This is a genomic window from Acidimicrobiales bacterium, assembly GCA_016716005.1.
GTDB lineage: Bacteria > Actinomycetota > Acidimicrobiia > Acidimicrobiales > JADJXE01 > JADJXE01.
Genome location: JADJXE010000001.1, coordinates 317494 through 334739 on the forward strand (window position 1 = coordinate 317494; position 17246 = coordinate 334739).

The following is a 17246-nucleotide window of genomic DNA, read 5'->3' on the forward strand; positions in this document are numbered from 1 at the left end:
GGCTAGTGGCCGTCCGGAGCGCCGAGGGCCCACTCGGCGGCGAGGAGCGCGGCGTCGTCACCGAGCCGGGCGGGGACCACGTCGACCGTGCGATCCGGGGTCCAGGCGTGGCGGGCCACGTGCTGGCGCAGGGTGGGAACGACCGGCTCGGCGCGGGCGATGCCTCCGCCCACGACCAGCCGGTCGGGGTCGTAGGCGTGGACGAGGGTGACGGCCAGTGCGGCCCACACGTCGAGGCTGCGTCGGGCGATCGATGCCGCGGTGGGATCGCCGGCGGCGGCCAGGTCGAACACCGCGCGGTAGTCGAGCGGATCGGTTGCCGCGAGCGGACTCGCCGCGTACCCGGGCCGGGCGGCCACCAGGTCGGCCAGCACCGACTGGGAGGCCTCGGCCTCGGCGCACCCGATGTTGCCGCACGTGCACGCCCGTCCGTCGACGTCGACCGTGAGATGGCCACCCAGGTTGCCGGCGGTGCCGTGTGGCCCCCGCAGCAGCCGGCCGCCGGTGAGCACGGCGGTGCCGATCCCGGTGCCCAGGGTGACCATCACCAGGTCGTCGGCGCCGCGCCCGGCACCCGCCCGCCACTCCCCGACCAGCGCCGCGCGAGCGTCGTTCTCCACCCGCAGGGGCAGACCCCAGAGGCCGGCGCCCCAGGCCCGCAGGTCGACGGTCGGCGCATCGGTGTACTTCTGGTGCACCGACACGACGCGGGCAGCGCGCACGTCGATGATGCCGGGCATCGCCACGAACACGCCGCGGCAGTCGCCCGGGGCGGTCCCGGCCTCGCGCGCCACCTGCTCCAGCGCCTCGCGGATCGCGGGGAGTCGCGCGGCCAGGCCCTCCTCCGAGCGGGCGTCGATCGACCGTCGGGCGAGCAGCCGGGCGCCCTCGACGACGCCCACCTTGATCACCGTCCCGCCGATGTCGCAGGCCAACGTCGGCATCGTGCCCTCCTCGTCGCAGCCCAGCCGATCACCGGCCGGGCGGCGAACCGTGAGCCGGTCAGTGCGAGGGCCTCGGCATCATCCCGGCCGGCGGACGCGGCGCGCCGCGGTGAGGGCCGCCCAGGTCGCGCCGGAACCGGCTCCCCATCCGCGTCATCCACACGGCGACCGCGAGGATCAGGCCCCCACAGACCGCGAGGAGCAGCGGCGCGCGCCCTTCGCCCGGGAAGTACCGGCTGATGGCCCACGGCACGTTGATCAGCAACCCGAGCGAGCCGAACACCGACAGCAGCACCTGGCCGGGGAGCATCCCCAGCCCGATGAGGCCGACCGCCGTCGCGATGCCGAAGAGCGGTGCGAAGCCGGGCCACTGCACACCGGTGAGCGCCGCTCCCCCGATCAGCGCGACACCGCCGAGCGCCTGTGCGACCAGCGGCAGCCGAACGAGGCGTCGAGCCCCGACGAAGACCAGCGCGCCGCCGGCCAGCCAGGTGACCGTCCCGGTGGCCACGCCGGCCTCGTACGCGAAGTAGGCGAGCGTGGGCGGCACGCTCTGGAGCAGCGCGAGCCCACCGACCACCCCGGTGATGACCTGGTCGGCCCGCTCGGGGGCCAACCCGGGCACCGTGGCCAGCGACAGCAGGCCGATCGCCGTGGCCACGACGAAGATCAGCCCGAACGTCTGCGAGCTGCCCGTCGTGAGCCCGGCGCCGGCGACGACCGCCAGCGTGCCGACGCCCTCGGTCAGCAACGGCAGCGGCGTGCGGCGCCGCAACCCGAGCGCGACGTACGTCGCCCCGATCGCCCACACCGCCAGCCCGACGGCCGCGTCAGGTGCGAGCAGGGCCACGAGGGCGCCCACGAACACGGCCACGCCGCCCAGGCAGGTCAGCTGCTGGAGCGGCCGCGGGCGCCACCACCACAGCAGCCCGCTCTCGACGGCCACCGCACCGGCGCAGACCACCACGACCGACTCGACGCCGAGGCCCAGCGCGCCGGCGCTCAGGACGCCGGCGAACAGGCCGGTGGCGGCCGTCGCCGCCAGCCACAGGAACCAGCGCAGGCGCGCCAGCGCGGGATCGGACTGCTCGCGCACGAGCGCCCCGCCGGCGAGCAGGGCGACGGCACCGGCGCCGCTCAGCGCCAGCCGGCCGGCCGTCGCCATGTCGGGCCAGTACCGGGCCACGACGAGGCCGACGCCGATGATCGTGAGCATCCCGCCCAGGTACCCCAACGACTCGGCGACCACGGGGATGCGCCGAGGGCGCGCAGGGGTGGCCGGCGCGGACGGCACCGGACGCGGCACCGGCACCGGCACCGGCTCCTGACGCGCCCGCTCGTGGGCCTCGATGGCCGACGACTGCTCCTGCGACAGCAACCCGGCGGCGACCCAGCGCGACAGCTCCTCGCGGAGCCCCGGGCCGGGCGGCGCCTCGGGATCCGCCCGCGCCCCCGACGAGGTCGACGCCGCAGCGCCGACACCGGTCGCGCCGCCTTCCGAGGGCGCTCCGGGCCTCGACCGGCCCAGGGCGTACACGACCGCCACGACCAACGCGACGACGACCAAGACCACGGGACCCAACACCATCGTCGGCCCCCTCTCGGTAGAACGCTCCAACTCGAGTGTACGGCCGCGCCGTCTCGCGTCACAGAGGCGCGTTCGTCGTTCGAGCGCTGGGTGCTCGGCCACCCGTCGCGCCGTTAGCCTGCTCGGATGGACGACGCGGAGCGGATGCACTTCCGGCGGATGGACGAGGGTTCCGACGCCGACTTCGCGGTGCTGGCACGGGTCCACGAGCAGAACGTGGCGGCACTGCCGGACCTGCTCATGGGGATGCTCACCGATCTCGAGGCCGACACCGCCTACCCCGTCGACCGTTGCCAGCACAGCCTGCAGGCCGCCACCCGAGCGCTGCGCGACGGGCGCGACGAGGAGTACGTCGTCTGCGCGCTCCTCCATGACATCGGCGAGTCACTCGGGCCGTTCAACCACGGCGAGGTCGTCGCGGCGATCCTGCACCCCTTCATCTCCGAGGCCAACCACTGGATGCTCGCCCACCACCCGGTGTTCCAGGTGTACTTCTACGGCCAGCACCTCGGGATCGACCCGAACGAGCGCGACGCCTACCGCGACAGCCCCCACTTCGAGCGAACCGCCGAGTTCTGCGCCCTCTACGACGAGGTGTCCTTCGACCCCGACTACCCGAGCGAGCCGATGTCGACCTTCGAGCCGATGGTCCGCCGGGTCCTCCACAAGGAGTGGACCCCGCCCAGCTGAGGGCCCATGGGCCGGCCCGGCGATCGCAGCGGCCCGGTGCCAGACTGCAGCCGATGCGGCACCGGCTGCGGGCCTCCTGGCTCCGCCACGACCCCGATGCCATGGCGGCGCGGCGCGCGCTGCGCGCCATGCTCGTCACCACGCCCCTCTTCGCCCTGGGCGGCCTCGTGCTCGACGAGCCCGGCTTCGCCCTGGCAGCCTCGTTCGGCTCGTTCTCGCTGCTCGTGATGGCCGACTTCCAGGGCCCCTACCGCTCGCGCGCCGCGGCCTGCGTCGGCTTCACCGCCGTCGGCGCCGCCCTCATGGCCGGCGGCACCGTGGTGAGCGAGCACCGATGGGCGGCGGTGGCGTCGGCCGTGGTGGTCGGCTTCGTGCTCCGGTTCGCCGCCGTGCTCGGGGGTCGCATCAGCGCGGCATCCACGCCGCTGCTCATCCTCTTCGCCCTCGGCGTGCTCACCCCCGGCGGCACCGACGAGGTGACCCCCCGGGTGCTCGGCGTGGTTGCCGCCGGTGCCCTGGGGGCGGTGGCGCTGATGCTGGTGTTCCCCGCCCACGAGCAGCGCGCCCTGCGCCGGCGCATGGCCCTGGTGTGTCGCGAGGTCAGCGCTCTGCTCGCCGAGGGCGACCACGGCGGCCGCGTGGATCGGCTCCAGGGCGACCTGCGCGAGATGCAGGCCCTGTACGCCCGCATCCCCAACCGCTCCAACGGGCCCAGCGAAGGCGGGCAGGCGCTCAGCTCGATAATCGACGAGCTGTCGCTCGCCTTCCACTTCGTGGTCGGAGCGATGCGGCGCACCGACCCCGACTCGCGGCGGCTCCGCACCCTGCTGGCCGGTCAGTACGCCGCCTGCGCGGCCGCCCTCGAGCGCAGCGGCCCCGGCCCGGACCTGGCCGAGCTGGACGAGGCCCGCGAGGCGTACCGCGTCGCGGTCCAGGGCGACGAGGTGGACGGCCTCTGTCGTGGCGTCGATCCGGTACGGGTCGTGAGGGACATGCACGGGCGCCTGCCCCTCCGCGGCCTCAGCATCCTCACCGTCTCGATCGCCGCCAACGCCCGCCGGATCGGAGGCCTCCACGTGCCCGACGGCCTGGCCGTGCCGCCGGACGGGCCGGTCGGCGGGCCGGGACCCGCCGCCTCGCTGCGGCGGGCGTGGGAGATCCTCGGCGCCCACGTGGCGGGCGGATCGGTGTGGCTGCGCACGAGCGTGCAGACCTCGCTGGCCCTCACGCTCGCCGTGGTCGCCGCCCAGCTCACCGACATGCCCCACGGCTTCTGGATCGCCCTCGGCACGATCGGCGCCCTGCGCTCGAACGCCATCGACACCGGGAGCATCGCCGTCCAGGCCGTGATCGGCACGGTCCTCGGCGTGCTCCTCGCCGGGGGTGTGGTCGTCGTGCTCCAACCAGGCTCGGTCGGCCTCTGGATCGTGCTCCCGCTGGTCATCGGGTTGGCGGCCACCGCCCCGGTGTTCGGCGGGGCCGTGGCCGGGCAGGCCGCCTTCGCCCTGTTCGTGGTCGTGCTCGTGAACCTGCTCGACCCGGCCGGCTGGGAGGTGGGGGTGATCCGCCTCGAGGCCGTCGCCCTCGGCGTGTCGATCGCGGTGGTGGCCAGCCTCCTGCTGTGGCCCCGCGGCGCCGCCACCGCCTTCGCCAGGACGGTCGCCGAGCTCTGCCGGGCCGCCAGCGCCGACATGGCGAGCATCCCCCCGCCGGGCGGTCGCAGCCGCTCCACCCGCGCCCTCGTCACCCGGGCCCGGCGCCGGGCGGACGTGGCTTACGAAGACCTCCTCCGCTCGCGCCGGGGCAAGGCGCTCTCCGGCAACGCGGGTGCCGGGCTGCTCGCCGCGGCGGGCACGGCGCGGATGGGAGCCGACCTGCTGAACGCCTTCTCGCCCGAGCAGGACGCAGCTCGCCTGCGGGGAGGGCTCGCCGTGCTCGTGCAAGCGCGGATGTCGGCCTCGGCGAGCCTCGGCGCGGTGGCGGACACGGTGAGCCGCGAGGCGGTCCGCTTCGTCCTCCCGCTCCCCACGATCCCCGAGGCCGCCGACGTGCTGGCCGGGGCCACCCAGCGCGGGCGGGACGAGACCGCCGCCGCGGTGCGGACCCTCTGGGCCGTGGACTGGCTGCGCGAGGTCGAGCAGGCCGGCGATCGCGCCAGGCCGGCCGCGCACGAGGTGGCGCTCCTCGCCGCGCAGCCGTGGTGGCGGTGGCACGGCCCCCCCGAGGCCGCCGAGCCCAGCGCCCCGGCCCCCTGAACGCAGCCGAGCCGGCCCGTCCAGTCGCCGCCCCTCCCGCGATCCCCAGGTCGTCGGAACGGGTCAGCGGGGCTCCAGGACGACGACCGGGGTCGGCGTCGCCCGCCGCTGCGCGTACTGGTCGAGACCCTCGTCGACCTGGGCGAAGCGGGCCCACAGCCTGTCTCGTTCCTCGCCCTGGGCCTCCCGGGCGCGGACCGGACGCTCACCCTCCACCGTGCGCACGGTGGCGTCGGGGTGCGCCTGCAGGTTGAGCCACCAGGCGGGATCACCCTCGCCCCAGCCGTTCATCGCGAGGGTGAACATCGTGGGGCCTTCCTCGAGGTAGCCGAGGATGACGCTGCGTGGTTCGCCCGACCGACGTCCGGTCGACGTCAGCCGCAGGGCTCCCCAGCCGCGCTTGCCGCCGGGTGGCCACAGGAACCTCGTGCCGCCGCCGAGCCGGTACAGGCCGCGGTGCACCTTCCACGCCGTCGTCACGAACCAGCGCGGGGGAACCCGCGGGGCCTTCGGCTTCCCGGTCATGTGCGCCTCCTCGTCTGCGGTTCGAGCGGTGCTGCTCGCTCGTCACCGGTCCCCCACGTCTTGTCGGCGCCACGGTCCGCGGCTCGGACGGCGATCACGACCTTGCCTCTGGCGTGGCCCTGCCCGTAGTAGCCGAGCGCCTCTGCCGTCCGGCTGAGCGCGTAGGTCCGGTCGATCACCGGAGTCACCTTCCCGGCCTCGACGAGCTCGGTCAGGGTGGCCAGGTCCTCGCCCTTGCCGCTCGCCGAGAAGGGGCGGAGCCGTTGGCGCACGAACGGCGACACCACGAGCGCGTGGGTGGCCCGCCGGACGTAGCCGCCGATCCAGCGACCGCCCCTGTTGCTGTTGGGGATGAGCATCCCGCCGGGGACCAGCGCCCGCCTGAGCTCCGACAGGGAACGGTTGCCCACGTTGTCGAGGATGAGGTCGTAGGTCTGTCCGCCGCGGGTGAAGTCCTGGCGGGTGTAGTCGACGACGTGATCGGCGCCGATCGATTCGACCAGGTCCGCACTGGCGGTGCTGCACACGCCGGTCACCTCGGCGCCGAGGGTCTTGGCGACCTGCACGGCGAACGTGCCGACACCCCCGGACGCCCCCGTGATCAGGACCTGCTGGCCGGGTTGCACCTGAGCGACGTCGCGCAGCGCCTGCAGGGCGGTGACGCCGACGACGGGGACCGCCGCCGCCTGCTCGAAGCCCACGTTGGCCGGCGTGGGCGCGGCGGCGTCGACCGGCACCCGCGCGTACTCGGCGAAGCCACCACGGGGCACTTCGGCGTAGACCTCGTCACCCGGCCGGAACCGGCTCACGTCACGGCCGACCGACTCGACCGTGCCGGCCACGGCCAGTCCCAACACCTGGTGTCTCGGTCTCACCAGCCCACTCGCCGCGCGCAGGACGTAGGGCGTGCCCCACAGCACGTACCAGTCACCGGGGTTCACCCCTGCGGCGTGGACCCGCAGCAGCAGCTCGTCGCGCTCGACGGCCGGCTCGTCGACGTCCTGCAATGCCAGCACCTCATCCGGCGGCCCGTACGCGTGGTGGACGATCGCCTTCATCCCGTGTCCCCTCTGGTCAACGCGAGCCCCGTCCTGGCTGCTCCGTGCGCCGCCGGAGGCTGTCGAACTGGCGCCGCTGCATGATCAGGTGCGCCGGTTCCCACATCACCAGGTTCGAGAGCCGCAACAACGTCGCCGGTCGACCGGTCGACCGGGTCCGCACCACCAGTCGGGTCCACCCATCGGGGCGCTCCACGAGGTGGAAGCCCCAGGTGGAGCGGATGTGCCAGCGGGGCGGGGCCTCGTCGGGCTCGAAGGGCGTCCCACCGGGAAGGTGCATGTCGGCGCGCAGCACGAGGGTGTGCGGCGGCTCGACGATCGCCGCCGTGAACCAGCTCGACCCGCTCGGGGTGGACATGAGCCGGGCGCCTTCGCCGATCTCCTGCCACTCGGGGACGATCCGCTCGCTGCTGGGCCGGCGCGCGTTGTCCAGCCAGTCCCAGCTGTACCACCCGGCCCGATCACAGCCCATCTGCGCCAACCACGGCCACACCTGCGCAGGGGCAGCGTGCAGGGTCACGGCCATGGTCGACTGGGCATCCGCGACCGGGAGCAGCCCGTCACCCGGCTGTTCGGCCGCCACCTCCTCGTCCGTCGCCCCGCACCGCAGCAGCCGCGGCCGCAACCAGGTGAGATAGGCCACACCAGCCGCCGATGCGGCCGCCACCGACGACGTCGCCAACCGCCCCACAGGTGCCATCGTCGCGCGACACGCTCGACGCGGGATCCCCGGGGCGGCACCCAGGGCGGGGAACGACGCCGGCAGGCGGCCGATCGACGACGGCCTGGCCCGGCGCCCACCTGTACGCGTGCGTCCCTCCAGCGAGCGCTCCGGGGTCGACCCGGCCGGGGTGATCGTTCCCGACGTGACGGCCCGCGAGTACCTCACCCTCATCGAGGTCGGTCGCCGGGCCGGGGCTGCGGCCGACGGGTGCAGGATCCGGCGCGGGTCCGATGCGGACGATTCTCGGGACTGGTCCCAGCCGCCGAGCAGGAGCCAGGCTGGAGCACCAGCCCGCGAGGAGGTCGTCGGATGGTCAAGCGGTTGTTGATGGCGCTGGGCGCCCTGCTCGTCGGGGTGGTCCTCCTGCTGGTCGTCTTCCTGGTCGGGATGCGCACCAAGTCGCCGGCGGTGCAGACCGCGGTCCGCAAGCTCAACCGGCGGTACATGAACCCGAGGCAGATGAAGACGGCCGGGACGCCGGGTGCCTACGCCGGCATCATCCGCCACGTCGGACGACGGTCGGGCAGCGAGTACGAGACCCCGGTCGGGCCCTTCGCCACCGAAGGGGGGTTCGTGATCGCGCTCCCCTACGGCACCAGCCCCGACTGGCTGAAGAACGTGCTCGCCGCCGGGTCCGCGACGCTCGTCACCGACGGCCGGACCTACGAGGTCCACCGGCCCGAGATCATCCCGCTCACCGAGGTCGCCGATGCGCTCCCCGACAAGGAGCGCCGCAACCTCCGCACCTTCCGCGTCGAGCAGTGCCTGCGGGTTCGCAGGGTCGAGCCCGACGAGGCCGCCGAGGCGTCGGCCGACGCCGGGCACGGCGCCGACCGGCCGTCGCCGCCCTCCGAGGAGTGACGGGCACGGAACGGTTCAGCCGCTGGCGACCAACGAGGCACCCCACGCGCGGGCCCGGTCCTCCTCACTCTCGACGAGGTGGTTGTCGTCGTCGATGGAGAAGCTCTCCGGCTCGGCCACGAGGACCGCGCCGTGGTGACGCAGGCGGCGCGCGATGCCCTTCGACGCTTGCCCTGACATCACAAGCGCGACCGAAGCCAGCCGGGTGTCGAACGCCGCCCCACGCACGCCCTCGAGCTTCGGGAGGTGGTGGAACCAGTCGCGGAGGCCCTCACCCTCGGCGTCGGGGTCCAGCTCGAGGTCGCTGTCCGGTTCGGCCGCCATGTCGACGGCCATCGAGCGGCTCCGGTGGCTGCTCATCCCGTGCATGTGGGTCGGGCCACCCACGACCAACAGGTCGATGCCGACGAGCACCTCGGCGGTGGCGTCGCCGACGGGGACCACCAGTACCTCATGGGTCTCCCGCAGGCCCTCGGCGATCCGGTCGGCCACCACGTGGGTGCTGCCGAACATCGACTCGTACACGACGACCGCCCGCATGCCCATCTCCTCCCGCCCAGCTCCCCGCACCGGCAACCGGCAGCGAGACCCATCATCCCAGGATCAGCGCGGGAGACTCCGGTGATGGCGGCCGGAACGTGCTGACGATCTGGGTGCTGGGCGACCAGCTCCAACGTGGACTGGGCGCCCTCGGCTCCGCCCGTCCCGACACCCACCGGGTGCTCCTGGTGGAGAGCCGGGCAAAGCTGGCGTCGCGGCGCTGGCACCGCCAGCGGGCTCACCTGGTGATCACCGCGATGCGCCGGTTCGCCGCCGAGCTGGCCGCAGAGGGCTTCGAGGTGGATCACCGGCGCGCCGACACGCTGGCCGCCGGGCTGGTCGCCCACCGGGCCGACCATCGGCCAGTGCGCGTGCTGGCGACGGAGCCCGCTTCGTGGGACGGTCGGGAGCTGCTTCGACGCTTGGACGTCGAGCTCGTCCGCACCGACCAGTTTCTCTGCCACCCCGACGACTTCGCCGCGTGGGCGGGCACGCGCCGATCCCTGAAGATGGAGGACTTCTACCGGTGGCAGCGCCGCCGGCTCGGCTTCTTGATGGACGGCGACGAGCCGGCCGGGGGTCGGTGGAACTTCGACACGGAGAACCGTGAGCGCCCGCCCCGAGATGGCCGGTCCTGGCCCGAGCCGGTACGGAACGAGTTGGACGACCTCGACCGCCACGTGCTGGCCGAGCTGCCCGGTGCGTGCTGGGGCGCCGATCCCGACGGCACCTGGGCCACGACGCGCGTCGAGGCGCGGCGCCGCTTGCGCCACGCCATCGACGAGGTGCTCCCCCGCTTCGGGCCCCACGAGGATGCGATGCTCAGCTCCAGCTGGCACCTCGCCCACACCCTGCTCTCCCCGTACCTCAACCTGGGGCTGCTCCACCCACGGGAGGTGTGCGACGAGGTGGAGGCCGCCTACCGCGCCGGCGCGGTGCCCATCGCCTCGGCCGAGGGGCTGCTCCGCCAGATCATCGGCTGGCGGGAGTACGTGTGGGGCGTCTACTGGCTGTGGATGCCCGCCTACCGCGACCTCAACGAGCTGGCCGCCATCCGGCCGCTCCCACCGGTGTTCCTCGGGGCGCCCACGCGGATGCGCTGTGTCGCGCACGCGCTGGCCAGCGTGCACGACCACGGCTGGGCCCACCACATCCAACGGCTCATGGTGCTGGGGAACCTCTGCCTGCTGGCCGGGGTGCGCCCCCGCGAGCTGGTGGAGTGGATGTGGAGCAGCTTCGTCGACGGGGCCGAGTGGGTGATGCTCCCCAACGTGGTGGGCATGGCCCTCCACGCCGACGGGGGACGAATGGCCACCAAGCCCTACGCGGCCGGAGGGGCGTACATCGACCGCATGAGCGACTACTGCGCCGGGTGCGCCTACGACCGCAAGCGCCGCACCGGTGCCGACGCCTGCCCGTTCACCACCCTGTACTGGGACTTCCTGGCCCGCCACGCCGAGCGCTTGGCCCGCAACCCGCGAGTGGTGCGACAAGTACGGGCCTCGCAGCGCCTCACCGACCTCGACGCGGTGCGCGCCCAGGCCGCAGAGGTACTGGAGCGGCTCGATCGGGCGGGCCTTTGACGTCGAGCCGACCGCCATCGGTGCCGTCAGACGCACAGGGGCTCTCGGCGACGGGCCCTGTCACTGCTCGGATTCAGTGGGCGGAACCGAGCTCACGGTCTCACGGTCGACCCGTGGGCCGATCGCATCGTTCTCCTTGACCTCGAGACGGGTGAGGGCCAGCCCGCCCGCCATCACGCTGCCGTAGACAGTGATGGCGAAGATGACCGCTCCGATGACGAAGATGATGATCTCGCTCATGAGGTCACCTGTGCCCGGTGGTCGGACGCCGAGTCATCGACCGGCGCCAGCAAGAGGGTTCCGAGCGAATGGATCGAGGGGACCCAGAGCCCGACGAAGATGCCTGCGGTCTGCTCGTCTGCCACGAAGTAGAGGTAGACGGAGAAGAGGAACGAGAAGAAGCCTGCCGCCAGGAACGGCAGTCTGAGGCGGAGGGAAGGGGTGAGCGCTCGCAACGGAAGTCCTTTCGTCACAACCAGGAGGCACTGTTGGCTGCAACCGGCTTTAGTGCTAAATATTCCTCAGCACTCGAACCCGCGGATGCCGGCCCGCGCTGATGAGCCGGCGGCGACCGGCAACGACGAGTCTCCCCAGCGACCCCGGTCACCATCGAATCGCTTCTCATCCGGAGGTTCCATGGACATCACGGCCGTGATCGAGGCTGCGATTGCAGCGCAGGGTCGTGCCTATGCGCCCTATTCCGGGTTTCTCATGGGAGCGGCGGTGTTGACCACCGACGACACCATCGTGACCGGTGCGCTCGTCGAGAACGTGTCATTGGGGTTGGCGATGTGCGCCGAGCGAGTGGCGCTGTTCACATCGATTGCTCTGGGCGAGCGTCCAAAGGCCCTGGTGCTCGCCTCACCCCGCACGAATGGCTCGATCACCTTCCCTTGTGGCGCCTGTCTTCAGGTCGCGCTCGAGCTGGGGGGCCGCGAGATGACGGTGGCCGCAGTTGCGCCCGATGGCTTCGTCGAGCAGGCCGAGCTCGGCGTGCTGTTGCCGCGAGGCCCCTACAAGGGTTGATCACCGATGGTCGGCCGGCCGAGGAGCCGAAGCTGAACGGCCTCCAGGGCGCGACGCAGGGCCGAACCCGCTTGGAGAGCACGGGAGAGCAGACCGACATGAGCCAAGACAGTCCAGAAGCCGACCACGTCGAGGGCGTGCTGGTCGTCGGCGGCGGGTACGCCGGGCTCCACGCAGCCCGAGCCGTTCGTCGGTCTCACGTACCGGTCACCGTCGTGGATCGCACCGGGCGGCACGATTTCGTGACTCGACTCGCCGCCGTGGCCGGGGGGACCGCCCCGATCGAGGACGCCTCCCAACCCCTTCGGTCATTCGTGGATCGGGTCGAGGTGGGCTCCGTTGTCGAGATCGGGGACGGCTCGGTCACCCTGGCGGGCGGACGCACGATCGGAGCCGACGCAGTCGTCGTCACCGCCGGGTCTTCCCCGTCGAGGCCGCGTGTCGAAGGCATCGAGTTCGCCCACGACCTCCGGTCCGCCGAAGATGCCTTGGCGCTCCGTCGATCGATCGGAAGCGCACCGTCGGTGGTGATCATCGGCGGCGGCGCCACGGGGGTCCAGCTCGCAGGCGCGGCCGCCGTTGCGCACCCGTCGCTCACGATCCACCTGGTGGAGGCCACGTGCCGACTCCTCGCCGGGCTGCCCAGGGCATTCGGCCCCGGCGCGAAGCGGATCCTCCAAAGCCGCAACGTCCAGATCCACCTGGGCCACAGCGTCGAACGGATCACCGAGCACGGCGCCGTCGTCGACGCCACTCACCTCGAAGGTCTGGTGGTCTGGGCCGGTGGCTTCTCAGCACTCGCCCAGCGATACGGCGTGCCGACAGCCGAAGATGGTCGCATCCTCGTGGACGAGACCTTGTGCGTACTCGGCCGCGAGCGCACCTTTGCCGCCGGTGACATCGCCGCCCATCGCGATGTCAACGGTGACCCCCTGCCCATGTCCGCGCAGATCGCCGTCCGGGCCGGCACCGCCGCCGGCCGCAATGCGGTCAGGACGGTGCAGGGCGAGCCGGCCGAAGCGGTCGACCTCCGCCAGATCGGTTGGGTGCTCGACCTCGGTGGACATCGCGGGCTTGCCCAGGTCGGTCCGATCGACCTGACCGTCGGGGGCGCCGATCTGATCCCCCCGCTGCTCCACGAGGCCATCGACATCAAGCACCTCCTGGAGATCGGCGGCGTGCAAGCGTTGCAGTACGCCTCCGCATCAGTCCGTTCGTTGCTCACCTGCCCGCTCCCCTTCCAGCCGTGGCGCAAGCCGGCATCGGTTGTGCCGGCGGCCGGTTGAGCGTGGTCGACGCGAACCTGCACGTGAGCGCCCGGCGCCATCGATCGTGCTGCTCTGCCTGGGCGTCGCCGGCTTGGCGCCCTGATGGCGGCAGGCCACGGTCTCGAGGCGCCGGCCTGTCCGGCTCACCGAGCAGGCCGTCGAGCAACCGGATGCGGTCCCCGTGGTGCCAGGATGCGCGCCGTGAGGGTCGGCTCGTGGCGCTGGTGGTTCGAGAACCGGGAGACCCACGAGATCACCATCGCCCAGTTCCCGAACTGGCCGCTCTTCGCGATCGGGATCGGGTGGCTGGCGGAGCGGCTGACCAACGAGGGGTCGACGTTGCACCAGGTCATCGCGGTCGCCACGACCGGGCTCTGGCTCTACTGGGGATTCGACGAGCTGATCCGCGGTGTCAACCCCTGGCGCCGCGCGCTGGGCCTCGGCGTGATCGCATGGCAGTCGCTCCGCCTGATCGGTTGACGGCCGCCCCCGCGCACGGGACCCGATCGGCGAACCGCAGGTGACCGCCATCGCCGTCCTCGACGTCGGCATCACCTTCGACGCCGACGGCACCGCCTACCCGACCGTCGTGCTCGACGTGGTCGAGCGCCCCGACGTCGCCGACCTGGCCCGCGTGCACGCCATCGAGGGCATCGGCGACCTCTCCACCACGCTGGAAGTGACCGACGTCGGGCTCATCCTCACCGTCCGGCTCACCAGGCCGGTGCGGGCCCGGTTCTCCATCGAGTTCGGCCTCCCCGACCATCTCGAGGTGCTCGAGCACGCCGCTCTCACCGGGAACCTGCTGCTGGCAACGACGACGCCGGCATCGTGCGACGGCGGCGCCCCGCTCTGGCTGGCCATAGACCTCGACGGCTCCCGGCTCGCCGGACTGCTCGCCGCCCTCGAACGGCCGCCGGACGAGCGGCTCGAGCCGTGATCGGGTCGAGCGCTCCACGATGCTGTGCCGCCCGTTCGACACCGCTGGCGCCACATCGCATGCGCTGGCGCCAGACTGGCGGTACTCTTGGGGCGTGCCGAGCATCCAGGTGAAAGACGTGCCCGACGACGTGCACGCGACGCTGCGCAGACGAGCCGCCGCAGCTGGGCAATCCCTCCAGGAGTACCTCCTCGCGCAGCTCATCGAGCAGGCGAGAGCTCCCACGCTCGACGAAGTGCTCGAGCGCGCCGGCGCGCGAGCCGGCGGCCGAGCAGGCTTCGCCTCAGCCGTGCGCGCGATCCGGGCCGAGCGTGACGCCCGGTGATCGTCGTTGACGCCAGCGTCATCGTGACGGCCTTGGCCGACGACGGTCCCGACGGAGACACCGCCAGGACCCGGCTGATGCACGAACGCTTGATCGCCCCCCACCTCATCGACCTCGAGGTCACGTCGGCGTGGCGGCGACTGGCATCGGCCGGCGATCTCGACCAGCGACGCGCCAACCTGGCACTGGCGGACCTCCGAGCCCTGCGGATCGAGCGTGTCCCACACACGCCACTGCTCGACCGGTGCTGGGAGCTGCGCACCGGCCTCACCATCTACGACGCCGCCTATGTCGCACTCGCCGAAGCACTGGATGCCGTGCTGATCACCCTCGACCGCCGCCTCGCCAACGCCCCCGGCCCTCGCTGCCCCATCGAGATCCTGGAGTAGCACCCGATTGCGATGCCGCGGAGATCGACGTCTTCCGCAGGCTCGACGACATGCACCTCCCCCGCCTCGTGCCGGGTGCGGGGGACCGACCGGCAGCGAGTCGCAGCCAGCGGGGCAGGTCCACTGGCCGCGACTCGGCCGATCGTGCCGGAAGGGCGCCGTCAGGCGAGGAGGCTGCCGAGCATCCAGGCGGTCTTCTCGTGGACCTGCATGCGTTGGGTGAGCAGGTCGGCGGTGGGTTCGTCGTGGGCCTGCTCGACGACGGGGAACACCGAGCGGGCGGTGCGCACGACGGTCTCCTGGCTCTTGACGAGGCGCCGGATCATCTCGGTCGCGTCCGGTCGGTCGGTGTCTTCGGTGATCGACGACAGGGCGCCGAACTCGCGGTAGCTGCCGGGGGCGGGGGCGCCGAGGGCGCGGATGCGTTCGGCGATGAGGTCGACGGCGAGGGCGAGCTCGTTGTACTGCGTCTCGAACATGAGGTGCAGGGTCTGGAACATCGGCCCGGTGACGTTCCAGTGGTAGTTGTGGGTCTTCAGGTAGAGGGTGTCTCAGGCGTGCGGGTCGGTGGTCGGCGCGGCGACTCGGTCGCCGTCGGCTGGGCGGGCGTCGCGGCCGGGGCTGATCGAGAGCCGGTCGTCGGTCGCCAGGTGGTTCAGTTCGCGCCGGGCGGGTGCGGCGAGCCGACGGGCCAGGCGGCGCCAGATGACGCGGTGGACGGGGAGCAGCCCCCACCAGTAGAGCCGCCCGGCGATGCCGCGGGTGGAAGCGGGCGAGCTGGCACAGCGTCGTGGTCCTTCGGCCGTCGTCGGTGGTGATGGTCCACTCGAGCCAGGCGTCGCCGGGCACCTTCATCTCGGCGCGCAGACGCAGCAGCGTCGGCGGGTCGTAGGCCTCGACGCGGAAGAAGTCGAGCGCGTCACCGACCCGAAGGTTGTCGGGGTGCCGCCGGCCGCGTCGCATGCCGACGCCGCCGATGAGCTTGTCGATCCAGCCTCGTAGCGTCCACAGCCAGTTGGCGACGTACCAGCCCCGCTCGCCGCCGATGCCCGACACGGCGGCGAACACGGCGTCGGCGGTGGCCGCGGTGGTCACGACCTGGCGGTCCTCGAAGACCTTGCCGCCCGCCCAGTCGGGGTCCTGGGGCATCGGCGCCGCCGGGCTCCGGTTGGGGGCGCTGTCGATCCAGCTCGTCGTCACGGCGAGGCCCTGCACCCGGTCCAGTGCGCGCCGGACTGCCTCGTCGAAGCTGAGGGGCTGGTGCGGGATCAGCCGGCGGATGTCCCGGTCGGGATGGACCACCACGTCGTTGACGAGGCTCTCCACGAGGGGCTTGGCCAGCTGGTACGGAAGGGGTGTCACCAGGTTGATCCAGTGCGACGACAACCGCGGCGACAGCACGTTCACCGGGATGATGACCCGCCGGCGCAGGCCGGCGACGGCGGCGTAGCGGTCCATCATCTCCCGATAGGTCAAGACGTCGGGTCCGCCGATCTCGAGCACCTGGCCAGCCGTCTGCGGGCTGGCGAGGACGGCAACGAGGTAGTGCAGCACGTCCGCGATGCCGATCGGCTGGCACCTCGTCCGGGTGACCCAGCGGGGGCACACCATGATCGGCAGCACCTCGGAGAGGTGGCGCAGCATCTCGAACGACACGCTGCCCGACCCGATGATCACCGCGGCGCGGAGCTCCGTGACCGGCACGGTGCCGGCCGCCAGCACGGCGCCGACCTCGTGGCGGCTGGCCAGGTGCGGTGAGAGCTGCTCGGCATCGTCGCGGCCGAGGCCGCCGAGGTAGACGATCCGCGACACCCCGCAGGCTTCGCCGGCCGTCCGGGTGTTCTCTGCGCCGATGCGGTCCTGCTGCTCGAAGTCACCGGACTGACCCATGGCGTGGACGAGGTAGAACACGGCGTCGATCCCGACGAAGGCCCGCTCGAGGGAGTCGCGGTCGAGCACGTCGCCGGCCACGACCTCCACCTGGTCCCGCCACGCCACCCGGTCGAGTCGCTCCGGGCTGCGGGCCAGGCAGCGCACCGCGTGGCCAGCGGAGAGGAGCTGGGGCACCAGCCGCCCGCCGACATAGCCCGTCGCCCCGATCACTGCGACCCTCACGGTCCGATCTCCTGCACGGCCAACCGCTCGAGGCGCCGCAGCGCCACCGCGCAGACACCGAGGTAGGGCGCCGCAACCCACGGCACACCGAAGCTCACCCGGGTGCCCGTGGCGGTGGTCTCCACGGCGTGGTCGGTCGCCTGCACGCCCCGGACCGACCACGACCACGATCTGTCGGGTTCGAAGCGGGTGACCTCGAACGGGAGCCGGACGCCGACCACGGTCTCGACCACGCCACGGCTCCCGAGCGTGATCCGCTCGGTGTCGAGCTCGACGGCACGCACCGACGGACCCCACCTGGGCCAACGCGCCACGGTCACGAGCAGGTCCCACACGAGGGCTTGCGGCGCCGCGACCAGACGGCTCGCTCGAAGCCTCCGCATGCCGGCAGGCTCGACCGGCGCCAGATGCGACC

The 17246-nt window shown here is 72.6% G+C and carries 20 protein-coding genes and 1 pseudogene; 10 read left to right on the plus strand and 11 right to left on the minus strand.

Annotated elements, in window-relative coordinates; all coding sequences use genetic code 11:
* Positions 1-2: 2 nt before the first annotated feature.
* On the minus strand, positions 3-944 hold the full coding sequence (locus IPM45_01575) for an ROK family protein (protein MBK9178261.1): 942 nt from the start codon (positions 942-944) through the stop codon (positions 3-5).
* Between the two features lie 58 nt (positions 945-1002).
* Positions 1003-2532 carry a DUF2157 domain-containing protein gene (locus tag IPM45_01580; GenBank protein MBK9178262.1) on the minus strand — a complete coding sequence of 510 codons (1530 nt, stop codon included), beginning with the start codon at positions 2530-2532 and terminating at the stop codon, positions 1003-1005.
* 126 nt (positions 2533-2658) lie between these two features.
* Here IPM45_01580 and IPM45_01585 point away from each other — a divergent pair, with 126 nt between their 5' ends.
* Both IPM45_01585 and IPM45_01590 read left to right on the plus strand, forming a co-directional pair.
* Positions 2659-3222: a phosphohydrolase gene (locus IPM45_01585; GenBank protein ID MBK9178263.1), complete on the plus strand. Its 564-nt coding sequence runs from the start codon at positions 2659-2661 to the stop codon at positions 3220-3222.
* Between the two features lie 53 nt (positions 3223-3275).
* On the plus strand, positions 3276-5477 hold the full coding sequence (locus tag IPM45_01590) for an FUSC family protein (GenBank protein MBK9178264.1): 2202 nt from the start codon (positions 3276-3278) through the stop codon (positions 5475-5477).
* Between the two features lie 63 nt (positions 5478-5540).
* Here the strand turns inward: IPM45_01590 and IPM45_01595 are convergent, their stop codons facing one another.
* From IPM45_01595 to IPM45_01605, 3 genes are read right to left on the minus strand one after another with little or no spacing between them, the layout of a single operon-like run.
* Positions 5541-6002 carry a nitroreductase family deazaflavin-dependent oxidoreductase gene (locus IPM45_01595; GenBank protein ID MBK9178265.1) on the minus strand — a complete coding sequence of 154 codons (462 nt, stop codon included), beginning with the start codon at positions 6000-6002 and terminating at the stop codon, positions 5541-5543.
* Positions 5999-7060 (minus strand): NAD(P)-dependent alcohol dehydrogenase, encoded by a 1062-nt coding sequence (locus IPM45_01600; protein ID MBK9178266.1) that lies wholly within the window; start codon positions 7058-7060, stop codon positions 5999-6001. The genes IPM45_01595 and IPM45_01600 overlap by 4 nt, the downstream gene beginning before the upstream one ends.
* 16 nt (positions 7061-7076) lie before the next feature.
* The gene (locus tag IPM45_01605; GenBank protein ID MBK9178267.1) at positions 7077-7586 is read right to left on the minus strand and encodes a hypothetical protein; all 510 of its coding nucleotides are present in this window, start codon (positions 7584-7586) and stop codon (positions 7077-7079) included.
* 507 nt (positions 7587-8093) lie between these two features.
* Here IPM45_01605 and IPM45_01610 point away from each other — a divergent pair.
* Positions 8094-8645: a nitroreductase family deazaflavin-dependent oxidoreductase gene (locus tag IPM45_01610; protein ID MBK9178268.1), complete on the plus strand. Its 552-nt coding sequence runs from the start codon at positions 8094-8096 to the stop codon at positions 8643-8645.
* A 15-nt stretch (positions 8646-8660) separates the two neighbouring features.
* Here the strand turns inward: IPM45_01610 and IPM45_01615 are convergent, their stop codons facing one another.
* Positions 8661-9185 carry a flavodoxin gene (locus IPM45_01615; GenBank protein MBK9178269.1) on the minus strand — a complete coding sequence of 175 codons (525 nt, stop codon included), beginning with the start codon at positions 9183-9185 and terminating at the stop codon, positions 8661-8663.
* A gap of 98 nt (positions 9186-9283) precedes the next feature.
* Here IPM45_01615 and IPM45_01620 point away from each other — a divergent pair, with 98 nt between their 5' ends.
* Positions 9284-10768 (plus strand): cryptochrome/photolyase family protein, encoded by a 1485-nt coding sequence (locus IPM45_01620; protein ID MBK9178270.1) that lies wholly within the window; start codon positions 9284-9286, stop codon positions 10766-10768.
* A gap of 60 nt (positions 10769-10828) precedes the next feature.
* On the opposite strand, the gene IPM45_01625 is transcribed toward IPM45_01620, so the two are convergent.
* Both IPM45_01625 and IPM45_01630 read right to left on the minus strand, forming a co-directional pair.
* Positions 10829-11008: a hypothetical protein gene (locus IPM45_01625; protein MBK9178271.1), complete on the minus strand. Its 180-nt coding sequence runs from the start codon at positions 11006-11008 to the stop codon at positions 10829-10831.
* Entirely contained in the window at positions 11005-11223 is a 219-nt protein-coding gene (locus tag IPM45_01630; GenBank protein ID MBK9178272.1) for a hypothetical protein, read from the minus strand. The genes IPM45_01625 and IPM45_01630 overlap by 4 nt, the downstream gene beginning before the upstream one ends.
* A 181-nt stretch (positions 11224-11404) precedes the next feature.
* On the opposite strand from IPM45_01630, the gene IPM45_01635 reads away from it, so the two are divergent.
* The 6 genes from IPM45_01635 to IPM45_01660 all read left to right on the plus strand — a co-directional run bounded on the left by IPM45_01635 (position 11405) and on the right by IPM45_01660 (position 14716).
* Positions 11405-11794 (plus strand): cytidine deaminase, encoded by a 390-nt coding sequence (locus tag IPM45_01635; protein MBK9178273.1) that lies wholly within the window; start codon positions 11405-11407, stop codon positions 11792-11794.
* Positions 11791-13080: an FAD-dependent oxidoreductase gene (locus IPM45_01640; protein ID MBK9178274.1), complete on the plus strand. Its 1290-nt coding sequence runs from the start codon at positions 11791-11793 to the stop codon at positions 13078-13080. The genes IPM45_01635 and IPM45_01640 overlap by 4 nt, the downstream gene beginning before the upstream one ends.
* Positions 13081-13254: 174 nt before the next feature.
* On the plus strand, positions 13255-13542 hold the full coding sequence (locus IPM45_01645) for a hypothetical protein (protein ID MBK9178275.1): 288 nt from the start codon (positions 13255-13257) through the stop codon (positions 13540-13542).
* A gap of 40 nt (positions 13543-13582) precedes the next feature.
* Positions 13583-14002: a hypothetical protein gene (locus tag IPM45_01650; GenBank protein ID MBK9178276.1), complete on the plus strand. Its 420-nt coding sequence runs from the start codon at positions 13583-13585 to the stop codon at positions 14000-14002.
* Positions 14003-14096: 94 nt separating this feature from the next.
* Entirely contained in the window at positions 14097-14327 is a 231-nt protein-coding gene (locus tag IPM45_01655; GenBank protein MBK9178277.1) for a hypothetical protein, read from the plus strand.
* Positions 14324-14716 carry a type II toxin-antitoxin system VapC family toxin gene (locus IPM45_01660; GenBank protein MBK9178278.1) on the plus strand — a complete coding sequence of 131 codons (393 nt, stop codon included), beginning with the start codon at positions 14324-14326 and terminating at the stop codon, positions 14714-14716. Before IPM45_01655 ends, IPM45_01660 begins: the two co-directional genes overlap by 4 nt.
* Before the next feature lie 161 nt (positions 14717-14877).
* Here IPM45_01660 and IPM45_01665 read toward each other — a convergent pair whose 3' ends face one another.
* The 3 genes and pseudogenes from IPM45_01665 to IPM45_01675 form a co-directional block, all read right to left on the minus strand.
* Positions 14878-15255: a DNA starvation/stationary phase protection protein gene (locus IPM45_01665; GenBank protein ID MBK9178279.1), complete on the minus strand. Its 378-nt coding sequence runs from the start codon at positions 15253-15255 to the stop codon at positions 14878-14880.
* Between the two features lie 12 nt (positions 15256-15267).
* Positions 15268-16831 (minus strand): annotated as a pseudogene (locus IPM45_01670) (DUF2867 domain-containing protein).
* Positions 16828-17214, minus strand: coding sequence for an SRPBCC family protein (locus IPM45_01675; GenBank protein ID MBK9178280.1), 387 nt, complete (start codon positions 17212-17214; stop codon positions 16828-16830). Before IPM45_01675 ends, IPM45_01670 begins: the two are co-directional and overlap by 4 nt.
* Positions 17215-17246: the final 32 nt, after the last annotated feature.